Annotated in this window: 19 protein-coding genes; 14 read left to right on the top strand and 5 right to left on the bottom strand. The window is 37.7% G+C overall.

Going from position 1 to position 18834, the window contains the following annotated elements:
* Positions 1–10 precede the first annotated feature (10 nt).
* Both hemH and hemY read left to right on the top strand, forming a co-directional pair.
* Entirely contained in the window at positions 11–931 is a 921-nt protein-coding gene (gene hemH, locus OPF91_RS15180; protein WP_264989759.1) for a ferrochelatase, read from the top strand.
* A 14-nt stretch (positions 932–945) separates the two neighbouring features.
* The gene (hemY, locus tag OPF91_RS15175) at positions 946–2376 is read left to right on the top strand and encodes a protoporphyrinogen oxidase (protein ID WP_264989758.1); all 1431 of its coding nucleotides are present in this window, start codon (positions 946–948) and stop codon (positions 2374–2376) included.
* A 58-nt stretch (positions 2377–2434) separates the two neighbouring features.
* On the opposite strand, the gene OPF91_RS15170 is transcribed toward hemY, so the two are convergent.
* Together OPF91_RS15170 and OPF91_RS15165 are read right to left on the bottom strand one after the other, a co-directional pair.
* Complete coding sequence (locus OPF91_RS15170; protein WP_264989757.1) at positions 2435–3445, bottom strand: hypothetical protein; 1011 nt, start codon at positions 3443–3445, stop codon at positions 2435–2437.
* 115 nt (positions 3446–3560) lie between these two features.
* Entirely contained in the window at positions 3561–4643 is a 1083-nt protein-coding gene (locus OPF91_RS15165) for a glycosyltransferase family 2 protein (RefSeq protein WP_264989755.1), read from the bottom strand.
* Between the two features lie 138 nt (positions 4644–4781).
* Between OPF91_RS15165 and OPF91_RS15160 the strand changes: the two genes are divergently transcribed.
* The 6 genes from OPF91_RS15160 (at position 4782) to OPF91_RS15135 (ending at position 11441) form a co-directional block, all read left to right on the top strand.
* Positions 4782–5750, top strand: a complete 969-nt coding sequence (locus OPF91_RS15160) for a YncE family protein (protein ID WP_264989754.1) — start codon at positions 4782–4784, stop codon at positions 5748–5750.
* Positions 5747–6430, top strand: a complete 684-nt coding sequence (locus OPF91_RS15155; RefSeq protein WP_264989752.1) for a response regulator transcription factor — start codon at positions 5747–5749, stop codon at positions 6428–6430. Before OPF91_RS15160 ends, OPF91_RS15155 begins: the two co-directional genes overlap by 4 nt.
* Positions 6431–6549: 119 nt before the next feature.
* Positions 6550–7815, top strand: coding sequence for a sensor histidine kinase (locus tag OPF91_RS15150; RefSeq protein ID WP_264989751.1), 1266 nt, complete (start codon positions 6550–6552; stop codon positions 7813–7815).
* A gap of 2 nt (positions 7816–7817) precedes the next feature.
* Positions 7818–8306 (top strand): FixH family protein, encoded by a 489-nt coding sequence (locus OPF91_RS15145; protein ID WP_264989749.1) that lies wholly within the window; start codon positions 7818–7820, stop codon positions 8304–8306.
* Between the two features lie 300 nt (positions 8307–8606).
* Positions 8607–9179 carry a TetR/AcrR family transcriptional regulator gene (locus tag OPF91_RS15140; protein WP_264989748.1) on the top strand — a complete coding sequence of 191 codons (573 nt, stop codon included), beginning with the start codon at positions 8607–8609 and terminating at the stop codon, positions 9177–9179.
* Positions 9180–9254: 75 nt separating this feature from the next.
* Positions 9255–11441 carry a YhgE/Pip domain-containing protein gene (locus OPF91_RS15135; protein WP_264989747.1) on the top strand — a complete coding sequence of 729 codons (2187 nt, stop codon included), beginning with the start codon at positions 9255–9257 and terminating at the stop codon, positions 11439–11441.
* A gap of 177 nt (positions 11442–11618) precedes the next feature.
* On the opposite strand, the gene yhfH (OPF91_RS15130) is transcribed toward OPF91_RS15135, so the two are convergent.
* The 3 genes from yhfH (OPF91_RS15130) to yhfH (OPF91_RS15120) all read right to left on the bottom strand — a co-directional run bounded on the left by yhfH (OPF91_RS15130) (position 11619) and on the right by yhfH (OPF91_RS15120) (position 12176).
* Positions 11619–11744: a protein YhfH gene (gene yhfH / locus OPF91_RS15130; protein WP_264989746.1), complete on the bottom strand. Its 126-nt coding sequence runs from the start codon at positions 11742–11744 to the stop codon at positions 11619–11621.
* An 82-nt stretch (positions 11745–11826) separates the two neighbouring features.
* Positions 11827–11952 carry a protein YhfH gene (gene yhfH / locus OPF91_RS15125; protein ID WP_264989745.1) on the bottom strand — a complete coding sequence of 42 codons (126 nt, stop codon included), beginning with the start codon at positions 11950–11952 and terminating at the stop codon, positions 11827–11829.
* Positions 11953–12065: 113 nt separating this feature from the next.
* The gene (gene yhfH, locus OPF91_RS15120) at positions 12066–12176 is read right to left on the bottom strand and encodes a protein YhfH (RefSeq protein ID WP_373877065.1); all 111 of its coding nucleotides are present in this window, start codon (positions 12174–12176) and stop codon (positions 12066–12068) included.
* A gap of 158 nt (positions 12177–12334) precedes the next feature.
* Between yhfH (OPF91_RS15120) and lplA the strand changes: the two genes are divergently transcribed.
* The 6 genes from lplA (at position 12335) to OPF91_RS15090 (ending at position 18813) form a co-directional block, all read left to right on the top strand.
* On the top strand, positions 12335–13327 hold the full coding sequence (gene lplA / locus OPF91_RS15115; RefSeq protein WP_264989743.1) for a lipoate--protein ligase: 993 nt from the start codon (positions 12335–12337) through the stop codon (positions 13325–13327).
* Positions 13328–13997: 670 nt separating this feature from the next.
* Positions 13998–14702 (top strand): response regulator transcription factor, encoded by a 705-nt coding sequence (locus OPF91_RS15110; RefSeq protein WP_309297444.1) that lies wholly within the window; start codon positions 13998–14000, stop codon positions 14700–14702.
* Positions 14702–15685, top strand: coding sequence for a sensor histidine kinase (locus OPF91_RS15105; protein WP_264989741.1), 984 nt, complete (start codon positions 14702–14704; stop codon positions 15683–15685). The genes OPF91_RS15110 and OPF91_RS15105 overlap by 1 nt, the downstream gene beginning before the upstream one ends.
* Positions 15686–15696: 11 nt before the next feature.
* Positions 15697–16125: a hypothetical protein gene (locus OPF91_RS15100; RefSeq protein ID WP_264989740.1), complete on the top strand. Its 429-nt coding sequence runs from the start codon at positions 15697–15699 to the stop codon at positions 16123–16125.
* 11 nt (positions 16126–16136) lie between these two features.
* Positions 16137–16913 (top strand): ABC transporter ATP-binding protein, encoded by a 777-nt coding sequence (locus tag OPF91_RS15095; RefSeq protein WP_264989739.1) that lies wholly within the window; start codon positions 16137–16139, stop codon positions 16911–16913.
* Positions 16885–18813 (top strand): FtsX-like permease family protein, encoded by a 1929-nt coding sequence (locus OPF91_RS15090; RefSeq protein ID WP_264989738.1) that lies wholly within the window; start codon positions 16885–16887, stop codon positions 18811–18813. Before OPF91_RS15095 ends, OPF91_RS15090 begins: the two co-directional genes overlap by 29 nt.
* Positions 18814–18834 lie beyond the last annotated feature (21 nt).

Raw genomic sequence — 18834 nt, 5'->3', positions numbered from 1 at the left:
GTGAAATAGAATGAAGAAAATCAAAGGTTTATTAGTAATGGCGTATGGTACACCTTACAAAGAGGAAGATATTGAACCGTATTATACACATATCCGTCATGGGCGTAAACCATCAGAGGAGCATTTAGCAGACTTACGTAGTCGCTATGAGGCAATTGGTGGACTATCGCCATTAGCAGCAGCAACAAAAGCACAAGCCGAAAGTTTATGTGCCCGTTTAAATGAAGTACAAGATGATGTAGAATATAAATTATTTATTGGTTTAAAGCATATTCATCCTTTTATTGAAGATGCTGTGGAAGAAATGGTCGCACAGGGAATTACAGAAGCCGTATCGATTGTATTAGCGCCACACTTCTCAACATTCTCTATTCAATCATACAATGGTCGTGCAGTAGAGGCGGCAGACGGACGTGTAACAATTACTTCTGTAGAGTCTTGGTATGATGAACCAAAATTCATTGAATACTGGCAAATGCGTGTAAACGAAGCTTTCAATGCGATGTCTGAGGAAGAACGTGCAACAGCTTGCCTAATTGTATCTGCTCATTCATTGCCTGAAAAAATTAAACAACTAGGCGATCCATATGAGGAGCAACTTATTGAAACAGCACGTTTAATTCAAGAGGCGACAGGATTACCGAATGTTGAGGTTGGTTGGCAATCAGCAGGTCAAACGCCAGAGCCGTGGATCGGGCCTGATGTGCAGGACTTAACACGTGAGCTATATGAGCAAAAAGGTTTCCGTTCGTTTGTTTATACACCAGTTGGATTTGTGACAGAACATTTAGAAGTACTTTATGATAATGATACGGAATGTAAAGTAGTCTGTGATGAGTTAGGTGCAAACTATGCTCGTCCTGCAATGCCAAATACACATCCATTATTTATCGATGCGATGGTAGCGGCAATTACAAAAAAACTAAGCTAAGCAAGTAGAAAGTGATGATGTTGGTGACTCAGAAAAGACGAAAGGTAGTTGTTGTTGGCGGCGGTATTACAGGCCTTACAGCTGCGTTCTATATGCAAAAAGAAGCACAAGCAAAAGAATTGCCATTAGATGTCGTACTTGTCGAGTCGTCATTACGTCTTGGCGGAAAAATTCAAACATTAAGGAAAAACGGTTTGATTATTGAACGTGGACCAGAATCCTTTTTTGATCGTAATGGAGCTGTCCATTCCTTAGCACAGGAATTAGCTATCGAGCAGGAGCTAGTGACAAGTAATACAGGACCAACTTATGTGGCGGTGGGTCGCCATCTTTATCCAATTCCAAGTAGCTTGATGTCAGGTGCAACGCCACATGTTTCTTCATTTATTATGTCTGGTTTGTTTTCGTTAAGTGGGAAAATACGGGCGGCAGGAGATTTTTTTATTCCACGTTCTACTCAAAGTGAAGACCAACCACTAGGGGCATTTTTTAGAAGAAGATTTGGTGCAGAAGTAGTAGAAAATTTAGTTGAACCACTGCTTGCGGGGACATTTGCAGGTGATATTGAGCAATTAAGTATGCAATCTACTTTTCCAGAGTTGTATCAATTAGAGCAACAATACCGTAGTTTATTAGTTGGTATGAAAAAATCAGGTACTAATTTTTTAGATAATCATATCGTAGCTGAAAATAAAGGAATTTTTCAAACGTTTCAAAATGGCTTGGAGACGTTAGTGGAAAATCTTGAGGCATCATTGGCAGCAGGGACAGTTATGAAAGGTGTAAAAGTCGAAGAAATTGAGCACAATCCTGATGGCACAGTTCAGGTTATATTAAATAATTTTTCTACGATTCATGCAGATGCGGTTGTGATTGCAACACCATTTCATATGGTAGAAAAAATGTTTAGTAAACAGGCATTGCTAACGGAATTAAGCACAATGAAGGCTGCTACCATTGCAACGGTCACTATGGTATTTAAAAAAGAGCAAATGGCTGAATTAGATGCATTATCATTTTATGTTTCTCGCAACAGTGATTTTTCTATTACGTCTTGCACATGGATGAACCGAAAATGGACGAATATGGTCCCCGAAGAATATATTGTATTACGTAGCTATATTGGGCGAGTAGGCGACGAAACCATTGTAGCATTATCGGATTTGGAAATTGAAAAAACTGTGTTATCTGATTTAGAACGAGCAATTGGTGTAGAGGGTGTTCCACTTATGACAGTCGTTTCTCGTTGGCAAAATGCAATGCCACAATATACGGTAGGACATGAAGAAAAAATCACACGCATTAAACAGGAGCTTCAAACCCATTTTCCAACTGTCAAATTAGCAGGTAGTTCTTTTGAAGGAATTTCGATTCCTGAATGTGTTGAGCAAGGAAGAAATGTTGCTCAAGAAATTATACAAGAATTTGTAAGTACAGGGAAATGAAGAAAAGGACGTACACTGGATGGATAGTCAGTGTACGTCCTTTTCATATAGAATGGAGCTATGAGATACGGTGACAGGACCAAACAATACCGCCCGAATTAGCACCACCAAGAGTTAACCCAATTGTTAACCCATTAGCATTATAAAATAAATCAATCGCATCGCCTGCATTTAATTCTACTTCACCAGTTAATGTTACTGTTCCATTTCCGAGAACAGCACGTAATGTAAGAAGTGTAACGGCAACATTTAATACTGGGAAAAGTCCACTAATTAAGTTAGTTGAAGCATTGCGACGGATAGCAAAGGATGGGTTGATACCAGCGCCTAAGCTTAATGTGATAGCAGCGGTTGTGGAATAGTTGATGGTTGCTTCAAAGCAATATCTACCTGTAGTTGGGACAGTAAATATACCTGTTGTTGGATTAAATGCTGGTGTTGTGAAGTATGGCGAAGCAACACTCCAGTTACCGATTGTAGTAGAACCACTAACGGTAAGCGTACTGACAAAGGCAGAAAACCCTTCTGTAAATGCCGGTCCAGTGGCCCCAGTAGCGCCTGTTGCTCCAGTAGGTCCGGTATTGCCAGTGGCCCCAGTAGCGCCTGTTGCTCCAGTAGGTCCGGTATTGCCAGTGGCCCCAGTAGCGCCTGTTGCTCCAGTAGGCCCGGTATTGCCAGTGGCCCCAGCAGGTCCGATTTCACCAGTAGCTCCGGTAACACCTGTTGCTCCAGTAGGCCCAGTAGCTCCGGTAGCACCTGTTGCCCCGGCAGGCCCGATTTCACCAGTAGCCCCAGTAGCACCAGTAGTGCCTGTTGCCCCAGCAGGTCCGATTTCACCAGTAGCTCCGGTAGCGCCTGTTGCCCCAGCAGGCCCGATTTCACCAGTAGCCCCAGTAGCTCCAGTAGGACCTGTTGCCCCTGTCGGTCCAGTAGCCCCTGTCTCACAGCAACAAACAGGCTTAACAGGCCAAATAGGACAATTTTGGTTAGGTATATTTCGTTTAGTACAAACGCATGGGTAAGAATTACATCTATTACATACCTTATCTAAAAAATTTCCGAAATGCACAAAAGTCCCTCCTTTCCTCTATAGGTTATTCAGAGAAAACAATAGGAGATAGACTACTAACTAAAACTCCGTGGAAATTCAGTTATATTCACAAAAATCTTATATGTTTGTATACTTAACTATTTTTCTCCTTTTGTAAAAGTGTTTTAAAATAACTTCGATTATGAATAATTCTTGCGTCCTGTGTTAAAAAAGAGCCTGCCAACTCATTATGCGTATTGGCAAGCTCATATTGTTGGATGCGGTCATAAAGTACGCAAAGCTGTAAATGTGGTAACCAAGTAGTATAGGCTTTATTTTGAAAAGGAGCATGAGTAGGCTGCTGGAGTGAAAGGGCTTGTGTATACCAATAAATTGCCTCGTGATTTTTATGTTGTTCCATAAAATGATAGCCAAGTCGACAACAGGCTTCTGGACGAGGAATATCGTATTCTAGGCTTCTGAGAATGGAATGAATATAATTATCGGTATCTTGTAAATGAGCATAACAGTCTGCTAGTTTGTAGCAAGCTCGAATATTATCTTCTATCCAACCTAATTTTGATATTAAAAATTGTTCATAATAAAAAAGAGCTTCTTCAAATTGACCATGATCAACTAGTTCATTCGCAAAATAAAATGTATCACGAGGAGAAAGTGTTTGACCAGATTGAATAAGCTCCTTATAAATAGTGATATTGCGCATATGGTCGTGATGGAGTGGAAGGTGACTAATGGCAATATCACTATCAAATAGTTTGCCACTAACTTCTAAATATTCATGTACAGCACCAATCCATTGGAATTGTTTATCTCTTCGTACTAAACGATAACGTCGTAATAGTGAATCCACCTTCCCTTCCTGATCAAAGCTTAAATGATAATTCATAGAAACAGCATCTATATCAGATGGGAGAGATTCTTTCAATTGTTTTAATTTCTGTTGATCTTCTACTGCTAACACATCATCTGCGTCGAGCCAAAGAATATAATCCTTTGTAGCTTGCTGAAAGGAATAATTTCGAGCAGCAGCAAAATGCTGAATCCATTCAAAATCAAAAACCCTATCTGTAAATTGAAGAGCAATCTGTTTTGTATTATCTGTCGAGCCTGTATCCACAATATTGATTTCATCAACGAATGCTTGAACAGATTCAAGGCATCTTCCGATAACGTCCTCCTCATTTTTAACAATCATACATAAACTAATGGACACCATATGACTGATTCCTCCTTAGGCTTATCTTGGATAGTATATGTAGGAGCGATGAGCAAAGGTGTACGATTTGTCATAAAATGACCTATCAACTTTCACGCAGATTTCACAATTATCAAGTATAGTAGAAGGGAAGAGGTGATGATAGTGAAAAAATGGATACTGCTCCTGTTTCTCCTCATACTTATCACAATACTAGCTAGTTGTAAAAATCAGGCATTTGAACCGATTCAATTAGAACAAACCTTTATTGCTTCTTTGAATATACAGGATACCTCCTTGAATTTTATTGATTCTCAAGGGACTATCCTGAAAACATGGTCATTTGACAAAGCCTATACAGGAGCAACATTGCTTGGTCCTGATCAGCTATTATTGTTTGGACATCAATTAGATCAAATAGATGTTTATACATTATCAACAGGACAAAAGCTATATTCCAAAAAAGTGAAGCTAGGGACAACCAATGTTTACTATGCGGACAAGACAAAGCAATTTTTTATTGCAAACAGTATGACCAATACGGTAACAAGTTTTGATGAACATGGTAAGGAGCTTGTTACACAACAAGTTGGTAATTACCCAATGTCGATGGAAGCTTTTCAAGACCACTTATATGTTATTAATTTTAAGGATACGACATTATCTGTGTTAGCTATGAAGGATTTAAGCGTTGAACAGGAATGGACAATCCCTAAATCTGCTCATGGTATAGCGATTATTGAAGAAACAAACGAGCTATGGATTGGTGGGCATGGGGAAGGAAGTAAGCCTAATCGGACCATTAAGCGTTATCAGTTAGAGACAGGTGCGCTGGTGGGAGAAATCGATACACCACTGATGCCTGTTGGATTAACGAAAACGAAGGATGCTGTACTCGTTGTTAGTCATGGGCATAATGAATTGTATGTAGTAGATTGGGATGGTCATGTGAAGTGGCATTTAGAAGTGGGCGCCAATCCGTTTGTTGTGAATCAATTACAGGCGTATATTGTCGTTGCTGGTTATGATGACCATACATTGTATTTTATAAAAAATGGTCAAATTGAGAAAACTGTGGATGTTGGAAAAGGAGCATTCCAATTGTTGGTAAGGGAGGGAACGTCATGACCACTGTATTAATTGTTGATGATGAGCAGGATATGCGAAATTTAATCCAAATGATGCTGAAAAATTCTAATTTTGAAACCTTTACAGCAGCAAGTGGTTTAGAAGCATATGACATCATTGTGCGAGAACAAATCGATTTAGTATTACTGGACGTCATGATGCCACATGAAGATGGCTTTACCGTTTGTCAAAGTATTCGGGCGATGTCCAATGTGCCTGTTATTTTTTTAACGGCTCGTGATTCCAATGAAGATAAAGTAAAGGGCTTAACATTAGGTGGCGATGATTATATGATTAAACCTTTTACAATAGAAGAATTACTGGCACGTATTCAAGCCGTGTTACGAAGAAGTGGCACCAATCTAATTGACACGCAGCCAAAGCATATTGTCATGGGCTCTATTAAATTGGAGGAAGTGTCTCGCAAAGTGTTTGTCCATGATAAAAGCATACCATTGACATTAAAGGAATTTGAATTACTACAGCTATTTATGAAAAATGCTGGTACTGTGTATACAAGAGAGCAATTGTTAGAGCGTATTTGGGATCTTGATTATGTAGGTGGTACACGAACGGTGGATACACACATTAAGACATTACGTTTAAAACTTGGAAAGGAAGCGGCAGTACATATACAAACGGTGTGGGGAATAGGCTATCGCTTTGATGAAAGCACATGAAAAAAGTTTCAACTCGCATCTGGATATTGATGTTCCTCTTTTTGATTATCACAGTAGTCTTTATGTATGTGCTAACCAATTTTTTATATAAGCGACTGTATGTTGAGGATACAGAAAATATGATGATTGAAGTAGGAACGAAACTGCAAACGATTTATACAGGTGGCAGGGTAACAGATGATTTTATCGAGACGATTGAAAATTATAATGATTATTCCAACTTGAATATTTTTGCGGTGCGAAATCCACGAGAGCTTAGTGCCTGTGTACCATTTGATATTGATTATGCTACATTAATAGGCTTTGAAGAAAGACAGCAGTTATTAGCAGGGAAGTATATACAAAAAATTGGCTATGAGCCCCGCTTTGACCGACAGCTTATATCTGTTGTGTTGCCATTAGTCGATCAAAATCGGTTGGAAGGTATTATTTACATTTACTATCCATTAGCGAAAATTAGTGAATTAGCAAATCAAGAAGTTATTTTTTTAATAGGAAGCGCTTTTTTATTTTTAATTGTGATTGGTTTTGGTATTTATAAAGGAATTCGGCATATTATGCGTCCACTTAGTGATCTACAGCTTGCGGTTGAGCAAATGTCACAAGGAAATTATGGCGTGCGTGTCCCTGTCCATTCAAAGGATGAGGTAGGGAGATTATCGAGCACATTTAACACAATGGCTACGTCTATTCAACAGGAGGATGAAGCACAAAAGACCTTTTTAGCTACAGTATCACATGAACTACGAACACCGATTAGCTATGTGAAAGGTTATAGTGAAGCCATTCATAATGGCATGATTGAGGATGCACAACAGGAAGAAACCATTCAGTTGATTGTCCGAGAAGCAAATCGAATGGAGCGTTTAACAAACGAATTGCTACAATTAGCTCGTATGGAAAATGAACAAACCGATATTGAGTTATATCCGATGCCACTTGCTGAAACTTTGCGTGATGTGCAAGCTATTATGAGTCAGCAGGCTAACAAAAAAAATATAACACTTATGCTAGAGGTCGATGATACATTAATCGTTGAGGCAAATGAACTCAAATTGAAACAAATTTTTATTAATATTATTGAAAATGCGATTAATTATTCCTATGAACAGGCCACTGTGGAGGTAGTCGCACAGAGCATCAATCATCATGCTGAAATTATGATTAAGGATGATGGGATTGGTATTGCATCAGAAGATTTAGCGCATGTCACTGAACGGTTTTACCGTGTAAACAAAGCAAGAAGTCGTGCAGATGGTGGCAGTGGGCTAGGATTGTCCATCGTTGAACAGTTAGTGAAACAGCTACAGGGAACGTTGGAAATTAAAAGTGAAGTAAATAAAGGCACGGTTGTGAAAATTAGGATGCCATTAATGGAGGAATAACAATGAAGAAATGGTTAGTAGCGTTAGTAGCAGTTCCAGCATTATTAGTAGGCTGTGGTGAAAAAGAGCTAAAAGAACCAAAGATGCCTGAAATGTTAGAGGTGGAAATTTTAACACCACAGGAAATCGTAATTAATGCAAAGGTTGAGCTAGCAGTCCAAGTTGAACAAGGTGGTAAAGACGTGGATAATGCGACAGTAGAATTTGAAGTATGGGAATCTGGCAAGCGTGACGAAGGTCAAATGATTGAAGGTAAGTTAGATAAGGATGGTATATACAAAGCAACTACAATCTTTGACCATGATGGTGTCTACTATATGTATGCCCATACAACGGCTAATGGCATTCATAATATGCCAAAGCAACAATTTACAGCGGGGAATCCTGATATGTCAAAGGTTTTACCTGAGGAAGAAGATGGTGATGACCATATGATGGATGGTGAGATGGAACATTCAGAGCATGGTAAAAAGGAAACGAATCATCATTAACTATAGTTTAGCGTCAATATTTATGTGCAACTAGGAGTTGAATTGGCTACCAGTAATATTATGTCTTGGCGTGTTTACATCTGTATACATACTAACTTATTTGTTAGTAGTGGATACAGATGTTTTTTTATTTAGCGCAGTTGCAATTTATCAATAATTCGCTCTATAAGGGTTCATAAAATTTTATTTAATAAATTACACTTATCTACTTGCATTTTTTTTAGAATGGGTATAATATAATGACCAGATGACCGAAATGGTTTTATGGTCATTTTAATTCAAAAAGAAAGGATGCTTGGAATGGATCGTAGACAAGAAATTCTTGAAGCGGCTGCAAAGTCTTTTACGCTATTCGGTTATAAGGCAACAACGATGGAACAAGTAGCGAAAATTGCAAATGTAGGTAAAGGTACGATTTATACATTCTTTGCAAATAAAGAAATACTGTTTCAAGAGATTGTTATGTCACTTGTGAACGAAATGAAAATAGAAGCAGATGCAGTATTAGATGCTTCCGCAAGTTTTATGGACAATGCGCATCAAGCTTTGATGAAATTGCTACAGTTCCGTGAAAAACATCTTTTATTTGCAAAGTTAATAGAGGAGGAAAAGGAACTACGCACACCAGCCGTTAAACAAGTTTTAGCACAAATCGAAACAGAAATCATTTCCTATATTGCAGAGCTGATTCAAAGACGTATCGATACAGGTGAAATTAAAAATTGTGATGGGCAATTAGTTAGCTATTTATTGTTTAAGGCATATTTAGCATTTGTTGTGGACTGGTATGAGTCTCACGGAGAAGTGATTGAAGAGGAGAGAATTCTTAATCTTTTTCAAGAGACGATTTTTCGGGGCTTATTATTAACTTAATGTAGAAATTGGGAATTTTTTGTGTTAGAATGGCTCGATAATGATTTTGGTCAAAAATAGAGGAGTGATAGCAATATGATAAAAGCTGAGTGGCTACAAATACTCAAAACAAGAAAAATGCTTGTTTCAATTATTGCTGTATTATTTATTCCAGTTATGTATGCGGGTATGTTTTTATGGGCATTCTGGGACCCTTATAAAGAATTACCGAATCTACCAGTAGCGGTTGTCAATGAAGACAAAGGTGCTGAGATGGATGGGACAAAGCTGGATTTAGGTAATACATTAGTTGATAAGCTCGTCGATAGTGAGCAATTTAATTTTATTGAAGTATCGAAGGAACAGGCTGAAGAAGGCTTAAATGGTCGAGATTATTACATGGTTTTAGAAATTCCAGAAAATTTTTCAGAGCATGCAACAACATTGCTAGATGATAAGCCTTCTAAATTGAAGATAAATTACATCCCTAATGAAGGTTTCAACTTCTTAAGTGCTCAAATTGGTGAGACAGCAATGGATCGTATACGTGGAGAAGTAAATGCACAGGTTTCGAAGACATATGCTGAAAAATTATTTGATTCGATTGCAACAATGGGTGATGGCTTTACTGAGGCAGCAGATGGCTCTGCTAAATTAGATGAAGGTGCACAAAAAATTGCCAATGGGGCAAAAGATTTAAAAGGCTATTTAGAACAATTAGCATCAAGCACAATTGAACTGTCAAATGGCACAGATAAAATTACACAAGGTGCTAACAAGGCTGCACAAGGTGCAAATGATTTATCAACAGGTTTAGTGAAATTACAAGATGGTACAGTGCAATTACAGCAAGGCGCACAGCAAGCAGCAAATGGCGCAGCAAGTTTGCAACAAGGTGTAGCACAATATACAGATGGTGTAGCGAAAGTACAAGGTGGTTTAGCTACATTAAATGAGAAACAGCAACAAATTAGTGCAGGTGCAGCATCGATTGCCGAAAGCGCTGGTACATTAAATGGTGCAGCAGGTCAATTAACAGCAGGCTCAGCGAAGGTAGAAGCAGGTATTACAGCATTAGCTAACCAATTACAAGGTGTGATGGCTGCATTACCAGAAGAGCAGGCAGCGGCATTAACAAAAGCATTGGCTGAGTTACAAGCAGGTAGTGCGGGCGTGCATAATGGATTAAGTTCATTATCAGCGGGTACAGAAAAATTACAAGCTGGTGCAAATCAAGTAAGTTCAGGTGCAACACAAATTGCAGCAGGGCAGGCACAAGTATTAGAGGGTGCAAATGCATTAACAGCAAAAAGTGGTGCACTAATGGAAGGAGCAAAAGGCCTTCAAGCAGGTAATGCAACACTTGCAGCAAAATTAGGTGAATTAAATGCTGGTGTCAATACAGCTGTAACAGGTTCTAAAACATTGGCATCAGGCTTAAATGAATTAGCAACTGGTACGACAACATTAAATCAAGGTACATCAACACTTGCGAGTAAATCAGGTGAATTAGCAGATGGTTCAACTACACTTGTAGATGGAACAACAGAGCTTGCTGATGGTACATCTACTCTATCTAGTAAGCTAGGTGAAGCAAGCGAGAAAGCAAATGAAGTACATGCAAATCAAGACACATATGATATGGTTGGTAGTCCAGTAGAAATAGATAAAGAAGCAGTTAACCATGTGCCAAACTATGGTACAGGTTTCGCACCATACTTTATTTCTCTTGGTTTATTCGTTGGGGCATTGTTAATTTCAATCGTATTCCCACTTGTCGAGCCAGCAATTCGTCCGAAAAATGGAACATCTTGGTTCTTAAGTAAAGTAACAGTATTAGCAGCAGTAGGGCTAATTCAAACAATCTTAACAATTGCGATTGTGAAATGGGGCTTAGGCATCGAAGTAAATAGCTTCAGCCACTTCTTCTTCACAGCGTTATTAACAAGCTATGTATTCTTAGCATTAATTCAAATGCTCGTTTCTATTTTTGGTGATCCAGGACGCTTTATGGCGATTATTGTGTTAATTTTACAATTAACAACAAGTGCAGGTACATTCCCACTTGAGTTAATCCCATCACCATTACAAGTATTTAATAAATTATTACCAATGACATATACAGTTCAAGCATTTAAAGCAAGTATTTCAACAGGTGATATGTCATTCTTAACACATAACTATATTGTGTTAGCTGGTTTCCTAGTAGCATTCTTAGCCATTACATTCGGTTACTTCATGCTGCTACACACAAGACGTTACTCTAAAGTAGCTGAAAACTAAAATCAACAGTAAAACCACTCATCGTGTAAGGTGAGTGGTTTTCTTTTGGTAAAAACTAAAATAATCAATAGAATTTTTATGAGTGGACATCAATCCAGTATTTTTTCTATGATTGTCATCATCTTTTTACGGTGAGAGACAAAAAAAGTAGCTGACACGCTTATCAGCTACTTGGATTTATAGGCAGTTACATTTGTCACAAGTGTTGTGGTAGCATTCGCTTTGCTCGTCGATATGTTCACCGCACTTCGCACATTGTTTAGTAGGTAGGTTTTTGAAAAATTCGATTACGTTTTCTAACATCATATATTCCTCCGATTATTGGTTAGTTTGATTGAAAATTCTGATTTTTTGTGATAAAAAATTTTGTGACTGATGCTAAGCCTTATAGGTGATTACATTTGTCACAAGTGTTGTGGTAGCATTCGCTTTGCTCGTCGATGTGTTCGCCACACTTCGCACATTGTTTTGCAGGTAGATTTTTGAAAAATTCGATTACGTTTTCTAACATATGATTCGCCTCCTTCATATTTTCTGTACTATTACTGTTTTGATATATTGAATTGTATTATAACAGATATACTTAGTCAATATTTATTTTGACTTTTCTGAAAATTTAATGTGTTATAAACAATTACATTTGTCACAAGTGTTGTGGTAGGATTCGCTTTGCTCTTCCATTTTTTCACCACACTGTGTACATTGCTTTGCAGGCAGGCTTCTGAAGAATTCCATAATATTATCTAGCATCGTTCATTCCTCCTTTTAAGTATTTCTGTACTATTACTGTTTTATATATTGTTTATTGTATTATAACAGATGTCTTTCGTCAACACAAAATGCCTAATTTACGTTAAAATAAATGGGAACACCTTATAAAGGAGGAAAAAACGATGATTTTCGTTGATAATAAAGGGATTCATGATCCACGTATTAATCTTGCTATTGAGGAATATTTACTGAAAACGATGGATGTAGAGAAAGAGCCTGTGCTACTGTTCTATATCAACCAGCCTTCCATCATCATTGGTAAAAATCAAAATACGATTGAGGAAATTAATACAGATTATGTAGAGGATAACGGTATTATTGTGGTACGCCGTTTGTCAGGGGGTGGTGCAGTTTATCACGACTTGGGCAATTTAAACTTTAGCTTTATTACAAAAGACGATGGCGATAGCTTTATGAATTATAAAAAATTCACACAGCCAGTAGTAGATGCTTTAGCGAAGTTAGGTGTCAATGCAGAGCTTTCAGGACGTAATGACATTTTAGCAGAGGGGCGTAAAGTTTCAGGGAATGCCCAATTCTCAACAAAAGGGCGCATGTTTAGTCATGGTACATTGATGTTTGATACGGAAATTGATGCAGTCGTTTCTGCTTTGAAAGTGAAACAGGATAAAATTGAATCAAAAGGCATCAAATCTATCCGTTCACGTGTAGCGAATATTTCGGAGTTTTTACAAAAACAAATGACAATTGAGGATTTCCGTTTAGAAGTTTTAAAATCAATCTTTGGTGGAGAAGAGCATATTCGTTATTATGAATTAACAGAGGAAGATTGGGCTAATATTCAAAAGCTGTCAGCAGAACGTTACCAAACATGGGAATGGAACTATGGCAAATCCCCACGTTTTAATATTCAAAAGACACATCGCTTCCCAACTGGTGGTATTGATATTCGTTTAGAAGTCAATCATGGTGTCATTGAGGAAGCACATATTTTCGGCGATTTCTTCGGTGTAGGCGATATAGCTGATGTAGAGCAGCGACTCATTGGAGCAAATTATGATAGAACGGCGATAGCGGAGGTATTGAAGGATATTGACATTCCTACATACTTCGGTGGCATTACAACAGAAGACTTTTTACAATTGATTTATTAAATACGAAATGCTAAAAGGTTCGGTGGCATCTTTGTGAAAATGGAGAAATGATTTGTAGATAAATGACTGAAAGAGGACTTTTTACTACGATTCTAATCTTTTTTCAATAATAAAAGCGTAATCCTTGTAACAATCATTTTATTAGAGATATTAAAAGTAGTTACTACTCACATGATAGATGTCATAAAGAATGGATGGCTCCAGCATTAAAATTGGAGAATCCTTACCTGTTCTTCTTTCAAAGTAACAGTGAGGAGCCATTATATTGTTTCCTACTGTTCACAGGAGAACACCTTTGCAGAATGGTTGATTGGAGTGGAGCCAGCGTGACTCCTAGGGGACCGAGCGTCACAGATGAGACCCTGAGGCTAACACGATGTTAGTCATAAAGGCGTTGTCACAGGACGTGACGCTCTTAGCCTTTGTTCCTTCCTTATGAGTGAAGCGGCTCATCGGACGCCCCTGGAAGCTCTGCTCTGTGCGAAAGCGTGAGTGCAACGTAGCGACAGCAACAAAGCACGCTGGCGGAACGGAAATCAACTCTCGCTTTGCTAAAAGTGCTTTTTCTGCTATTGATAGTATCTTGTTGCAACAAAATGAAAAGGTTCGGTGGATAATTATATCATCGAACCTTTTTTTGGTATAATAGAGAGATGAGGAGGTGTTCATGGTGGAAAAGCACCGAATATTTATCGTGGAAGATGATGTGAAAATTGCGTCATTACTTGCTGAAACATTGAGAAAATATCAGTATGAAGTTGAAATTATTCAGGATTTTGAGCGACTTATTGAAGAGTTTACAGTATTTAATCCGCATATGGTATTGCTTGATATAAATTTACCAGCATATGATGGCTATTATTGGTGTCGTCAATTGCGTCAATATACAACATGTCCGATTTTATTTATTTCGGCACGTTCTGGAGAAATGGACCAAATTTTTGCTTTAGAAAATGGTGGAGATGATTTTATTACGAAGCCATTCAACTATGAAATTGTGCTGGCAAAAATTCGTAGTCATTTACGCCGTACTTATGGAGAGTATGCCGCAAAACAGGAAGAGCGTACAATCAAACAAGGGCAGCTTACACTTCATTTAGAACGTATGGAGCTGCATAAAAATGACCTAGAAATACCACTACAGAAAAAAGAATGTATTATTTTAGAGCTGTTAATGAGCAATGCACCAAAAGTTGTCACACGTGAGCAATTGCTTGAAGAATTATGGGATGACCAAGCCTTCGTTGATGAAAATACGTTGAATGTGAACATGACCAGAGTGCGCAAAAAATTAGCGGATTATCATATTACCTCGACAATTGAAACTGTGCGTGGAGCAGGTTATCGCTTTATGTTAAGTGCGGGTGAGCTATAGTGAGCTGGAAATTATTTTTACGTGATTATGCCTCATTTATTGTATTTCAACTAATATTAGTGGGCTTTATTATGGTTTTGTATAGCTTAGATGGCTTCCGCAATGTAGATACGGCAATTTATACATTTAGTATTAGCTTAGTATTGCTAGCCTCCTTTCTCTTTGTACGTTATTTAATGAGGCAGCGTTATTTAGCGAAAATTGCCCAACTTCCTAAAACGATGGAAGACGTATTGCTCAAAAGTGCAAAAACGCCAGAAGCTACCCAAGCCGAAAAATACATGCACGAACTATACCGGCTTTATCAGCATGAACTACATGCATTATATGCGAGCCAAAAGCGTCATGAGCAATTTATGAATCAATGGGTGCACCAAATGAAAACGCCACTTGCGGTAATGGAAATGCTGTTACAAGATGAACGTCCATTGGATAAAAAGAATGTGCAGGAAGAAATGGACCGTTTGCGTAGAGGGCTGGATATGGTATTAGTGAATGCACGATTGGATAATTTCGAAGAAGATATGCAGGTGGAACAAGTGTCTTTAAAGGCAATTGTGACAGCTACTGTGAATGAAAATAAACGTTTATTTATTACAAAGCGTGTGTTTCCAGAAATTCATATCGACGAAGATATCATTGTTGCGAGTGATTCCAAATGGCTACGCTTTATTATTAGCCAATTCATTACGAATGCGGTGAAATATACATTTGAAGCAAATAAAAAAATTGTCATTTCAGCTATACAATCGACAGATTCAGTGCAGTTAGCTGTTTGTGATGAGGGAATAGGTATTCCAATATCTGACCTTTCTCGTGTAACGAAAGCCTTTTTTACAGGAGAAAATGGTCGTAAAACAGGGGAATCTACAGGAATGGGGCTATACTTGGCAAAGGAAATTTGTGAGAAGTTAGGGCATACATTAGCGATTACATCAGAGGTTGGCAAAGGGACAGTTGTAACAGTGACATTTACAAACTAGGAGGAGTCGAGTTGAGAGAGTTACGTGTAGGTGAGTGGGTTTTAAACGTGAAGGAAGAAAAAACAGAACATCATAATGCAGAAAATTGCAAAAAACATGGCTGTTTATTGAGTGAAAATTTCCGTCAAGCAAGCTGTTTAGTCGATGAAGATGTTCTGGGCTTTTCAAATATGCTAGGTTTAGATTTACACAACCCTACTACACTTCAGGCATTACCAGTAGCAGGCAATCAAGTGATGTATAGTGGCTACTATACAATTTGTGGTGAAATTATAGCGGGTGAAATCGATGCATGGGACATGATTGTTGGGCAACATTGTTTTAGTCTGGTGGAAGAAGATGATTTGGGTACACGATTGGCAGAGCCTTATTTTCAAATTGGCTTTGAGGTTGTTTTACAATGGCTGCTCCCTGAATCAATCGAATTAGTCGGGAAATAGGGTGAAGAACGATGCCGATTTTGCAAATTAAAGATATCACAAAGGTGTATGAAGGAAAAGTGACACATCGTGCACTAAACCAATTGAGCTTTGATGTAGAGCTAGGTGAATTTTTAGCAGTCATGGGACCATCAGGGAGTGGGAAAACGACATTATTAAATGTTATTTCAACAATTGATGAACCAACAAGTGGTGAAATCATTGTGGACGGTATGAATCCACATCAATTAAATGCGACAGAGTTGGCTTATTTTAGAAGACGACAATTAGGCTTTGTGTTTCAAGATTTTAATCTTTTACCTACGCTAACGGTGGAAGAAAATATTGTGCTGCCATTAACGTTAGACCAACAGCCATTAGAGGTAATGGAAAGTCGTTTAACTAGCATTGTTGAAAAGTTGGATTTAACAGCTATCTTACCGAAGCGACCAAACGAAATATCTGGTGGCCAAGCACAGCGAACAGCTATTGGGAGGGCATTGATACATAATCCAAGCCTGATTTTAGCAGATGAACCAACAGGAAATTTAGACTCCAATTCTTCACGAGATGTTTTGGAATTATTAACGAAAATTAATCAAGAGCGAAAAACGACTATTGTCATGGTGACACATGATCCGATTGCAGCAAGTTATTGTGATCGTGTGTTATTCATTAAGGATGGCGAATTTTTTAATGAAATTTATAAAGATGATCGACGCCAAATGTTCTTCCAGCGTATTTTAAATGTTTTAAGTTTATTAGGGGGAGGACAAGTGGGTGACCTTTCGACAATTCGCTTACCGTAATGTGATACGCAATAGTCGTATATATGGCGCTTTTTTCATGGCTAGTTTCTTTTCTGTGGCTGTCTTTTTTATCTATTCCATGTTAATGTTCCATCCTGATATTGAACGAGGGATTTTAGGAGAGGTTTCATTAATTGGTATGGTTGGCGCAGAAATCGTACTCGTGCTGTTTACCTTATTTTTTTTATACTATTCGTTGAGTGCCTTTTTAGAAGCAAGGTCACATGAGTTTGCCATTTTACTGCATCTTGGGATGGAAAAGCGTCAAATGAATCGACTTGTGTTTTTGGAAACCATGATTATCGGTGCTGGCTCCATTATCGTAGGGATTATTTTTGGCTTTTCTTTTTCGAAGTTCTTTTTTATGATTGTTCGTGAAATTTTACATTTGAATAAATTATCATTGTATGTTTCGTGGCAGCCTTTTTTACTAACGATTGGTGTCTTTATGAGTGCCTTTATTGTGATTTCTTTTATTAGTGTGTATTTTACACGTGTACGGAAATTGCGTGATTTAATGAAAGGCACAACAAATTATGCACAAACTTACTCGAAAGTACATGCCATATATGGGATTGGTCTTATTTTATTCACTTATTTGATTACATTAATTATTGCCCAAAAATCATTTATTAGTTTATTAGCATTGATTCCACTTTCTGCGACGGTTGGTACGTATTATTTATTCAGCGATACGATTCCTTTATTTTTAGAAATGGCTCGAAAAAAACGTCACTTTCATTGGCAACGCTATCGACTACTCTCATTAGCGGAACAGACAGATATTCTAAAAGATAACGTCAAAATGTTTTTTGTAGTGACGATGGTTTCCACATTGGCTTTTTTATCTGTAGGTATATTAGCAACAATGTCCTCCTATACGACGCAATATGACCGTTTAAATCCATTAGGGCTTGTATATAAAGGGGATATTGACAATCCATATGAAAAAAATCATATTAACTCATTACGATTGCAATTAGAGGAAAAGGGATTATCCTACCAGCTATCACGCTTTGTAGTAGTCAAACAAACATCCTCCTTTACACATAATGAAGTGGAAGTGTTTAGAGAATCAGATATGAACAGTCTAGTGTCTTCATTTAATTATCCATTAATTAATTTAGAATCAGGCGAAGCAATATTTATTCCTTATTCGGAGGAGTCACTGAAAAAATTAAAAAATAAAATTGTGCATACGATATTACAGGAAAATAATATTCCAATTACAATTGATAGTGTGTACCCTAAAATTGTTTTTCCAACGTCGATTGTGAGTGTCAATTCAATTGTGATTAGTGACGAGGACTTTGAGAAAATTACAAGACTGATTAGTTATAAGCCGATTATACAGCCCGTCTATCACCTCTTTACATTCCATATTCCACAATGGAGAGAAACGAAGGATATTGGTCAAGATATCGACCAATTTGCTAGTAGTATTTATGTAAAAAAACAAAGTAAATTTAGTCCATTTTATTTTGAAAATGCAGGTCTCAATTATTCCTATATATTAGCAACATATTCATTGTTTACATTGGTGGGTGTATTGGTCGCAACTGTCTTTTTATTAGCAGCAGGTAGTTTTGTTTATTTCAAATTACATACATCATTGGAGAGGGAAAAGCGCAAATTTGATGTGTTAAAACGAATGGGCTTAACAGATGCTGAACTGAAGAAATTAGTGAATCGACATCTTTTCCCACAATTTTTCCTGCCATGGGGTGTGGCGATGCTGCATAGTACCTTTGCCTTTTTAATGATTCAAGGGGTGCTTCGAGAGTTTATTGATGTATCGATTGCTAAAGAAGTATTTTTTGCTTTTGGCTTTTTTGTATTAATACAAATTGTGTATTTTTATTTAATTCGCTGGCGTTACATTTCACATATTCGTTCTTAATGATTTCATAGGTCTTCCACA

It is taken from the genome of Lysinibacillus piscis, assembly GCF_026012395.1.
Classification (GTDB): domain Bacteria; phylum Bacillota; class Bacilli; order Bacillales_A; family Planococcaceae; genus Lysinibacillus; species Lysinibacillus piscis.
This window is presented reverse-complemented; position numbering and strand designations above follow the sequence as displayed.